Raw genomic sequence first — 2,600 nt, forward strand, 5'->3', positions numbered from 1 at the left:
AAGTGTCCAGAAGTTCAGCGGGTTTGGGGAGCTCCCCAACAAGCATTTTCACGGGCCTGCGGCCTGTGAAAATTTCGGAGTGTGGCCACACCTGAATTGCTTGCCAAAACGCGCTCCCTCGAAAACAGGTGCATTTCCAGGGGGTAATAACAAAAGCGTATTTTTTGATTGACATTTTGGTTTATTTCCTATAAACTAAAGATAGGTTTATTGGTGATAAACCAAAGTGGAAGGGATGGACAGACATGATTGCTTACCGATTGGGTGAGATCGAGACACAATTTGCCAATCTCATTTGGGACAATGAACCACTTTCTTCTGGTGAATTAGTCAAACTTTGTGAACGTGTTTTGAATTGGAAAAAATCTACCACCTATACAGTTTTACGCAAATTATGTGAGAAAGGTATTTTCCAAAACAAAAATGGATTTATTACATCTCTTGTTTCAAAACAACAATTTACCGCAATACAAAGTGAAAAATTTGTGGATGAAACATTTTCTGGCTCACTTCCACAATTTTTAACAGCGTTTGCTACACGAAGAAAACTATCACAGAAGGATATTGAGGAGATATTGGCGATCATCGAACGATATAAGGATTGATACTATGTTTTTTAATCAATGGATATTACGCTTACTTGATATGAGTTTTACAGCGTCCATTGTAATCTTAATAATCTTCCCAATCAGACTACTACTCAAGCGCACACCCAAGGTCTTTTCGTTTTTGCTATGGGTAGTGGTGTTCTTTAGACTTCTTTGCCCGGTGTCTATAACCTCTAATATTTCGATATTTGGTTTTCTTGAAGTTCCTGTTGTAATTGAAACAAATACCCAAGACAATCCACATAGTACCATATTTCCAGCGCAAGCGGAGATAAGTACCCGCCCAGCAATGGATACAACTGCAAACGAACAAGTGCAGCACGAATTACCCACTTTTGATGATAAGGAGGATTTATCTTTATCAATCGCCTCTATGGTTTGGTGCTTCGGTGCAGGGATGCTTTTATTTCGCAATCTTTTGCAGTTTATTCGTCTTTACAGAAAACTAACTGGAGCAACATTGCTTCGCAAAAATATTTATTTAGTTGATCATCTTCAAACTTCTGTCATTATAGGGATTATAAAACCAAGGATATATCTTCCCTCGAATTTATCAGAACGTGAACAAGCATATATCATAGCGCATGAAGAATACCACATTCATCGAGGAGATCAAATATACAAACTTGTTTCTTTTATTGCTTTGTGCATCCACTGGTTTAACCCGTTGGTCTGGCTGGCAGTTACCCTCTTTGAACGAGATATGGAAATGTCTTGTGATGAAGGTGTATTAGCGAAATTAGATTTGAGTATACGCGCAGATTATGCACGCTCTCTCCTGTATTTTACGGCTGGCCGGCATGACATTTCTGGCATCTCATTGGCATTTTCAAAAGGCAACATTAAAGAAAGGGTTGAAAATGTTATGACATTTAGAAAAAGTACACCAGCAGTAATGATGGTTCTTACCCTCATTGTCTGTACACTTTCTGGCTGTTTATCTACTGATCCGAATGTTCCTTCTAACACTGCGTCACAGAATGATATGAGTACAGTTGTCGATGAAGCACCACTTTCAGAAGTGGCGGAGGCTTCATATCAAGGAGATGTAACAGTGGCTTTGATGCCGATAGATTGGACATTTAATGAGGCTGATGTACCTGTTTTATCAGACTCGCTTGATAATTCCGATTATTTGGCCATATATGTTGACCAGGAATTGTCTATGAGGATAAGAACTGACTCCACAGTGGAAATGAGTTATGATGACGGGGCTTCATGGGAAAGTGCCCCCTATGATTTGGTCGATGCAGAGGATTATTCAACTTGGCTTTTACAAAACGATCCAATACCCGGCTATTCGATGAAGGATCTGCAAGCACGGCTGAAAAACGGCGCTGAAGTGAGGCATATTGTTTTCTCCGATGGAAAAGAATTGTATATTGTGATCGATAAAAATGGTGTACAACTCGAACTCGTACAAGAAGAAAAAATAGAGTCAATTCTTATTGATGGGCAAAGGATTATGCTGACTTCAACTACTTGTAATCCATATCGTCTTTCTACCGATCTTTGCAAATCTTTTGAGAGCTTGTTAAAAACTTGCAATATCATATCTAGCGACGAGGACAACACTGAATGGGTTGGAATAATAGAGCATTTACAAAAAAATGGAGCAGAGTTTTACTAATATCTCCAAATGCAAGATAACAAGATAATCGCATATTAAAGTTCTACTTTTCTCGCTGCGCGGCATATAAAAAAACCGTTGTTTGGCGGGTCAAGTTCGTATGCGTTAATTGCCTTTTTTACTAAGTTGAGCGGCGGTTTTGAGACAATTCAAAACCGCCGCCTTGTTTTGTGGCACGGCGGTGGTAAGGAGGTCCACCGTGTCAGTAACTCTTATTCGCACACCTAACCAATCAAAAAAAGTTTCCTCCTTCAATTTGGTCATTTTGTTGACGATTGCGAAAATTGTCAGCTTTTGAGTGAATATGTAATTTCCTGCGCCTGTGTGCCTTTGCGGCACATAGGCGTATTTTCTTTTGGCTG

The 2,600-nt window shown here is 39.5% G+C and carries 3 protein-coding genes; 2 read left to right on the forward strand and 1 reads right to left on the reverse strand.

Annotated features, from left to right (window positions below; genetic code table 11):
• Window positions 1-245 precede the first annotated feature (245 nt).
• Together ACQRD3_RS13395 and ACQRD3_RS13400 are read left to right on the forward strand one after the other, a co-directional pair.
• Window positions 246-605 (forward strand): BlaI/MecI/CopY family transcriptional regulator, encoded by a 360-nt coding sequence (locus ACQRD3_RS13395; RefSeq protein ID WP_427781721.1) that lies wholly within the window; start codon window positions 246-248, stop codon window positions 603-605.
• A gap of 4 nt (window positions 606-609) precedes the next feature.
• The gene (locus tag ACQRD3_RS13400; protein ID WP_427781722.1) at window positions 610-2,238 is read left to right on the forward strand and encodes a M56 family metallopeptidase; all 1,629 of its coding nucleotides are present in this window, start codon (window positions 610-612) and stop codon (window positions 2,236-2,238) included.
• Window positions 2,239-2,343: 105 nt separating this feature from the next.
• Here the strand turns inward: ACQRD3_RS13400 and ACQRD3_RS13405 are convergent.
• A partial coding sequence (locus ACQRD3_RS13405) for a hypothetical protein (RefSeq protein WP_427781723.1) occupies window positions 2,344-2,600 on the reverse strand: 257 nt, incomplete at its 5' end.

It is taken from the genome of Candidatus Pseudoscillospira sp. SGI.172 (assembly GCF_050313575.1).
Classification (GTDB): domain Bacteria; phylum Bacillota; class Clostridia; order Oscillospirales; family Oscillospiraceae; genus Vermiculatibacterium.

Bases quoted from the DNA above. Each gene is read 5' to 3' on its own strand.
- ACQRD3_RS13400 (WP_427781722.1), top strand. From the start codon at position 610: ATGTTTTTTAATCAATGGATATTACGCTTACTTGATATGAGTTTTACA.
- ACQRD3_RS13395 (WP_427781721.1), top strand. From the start codon at position 246: ATGATTGCTTACCGATTGGGTGAGATCGAGACACAATTTGCCAATCTC.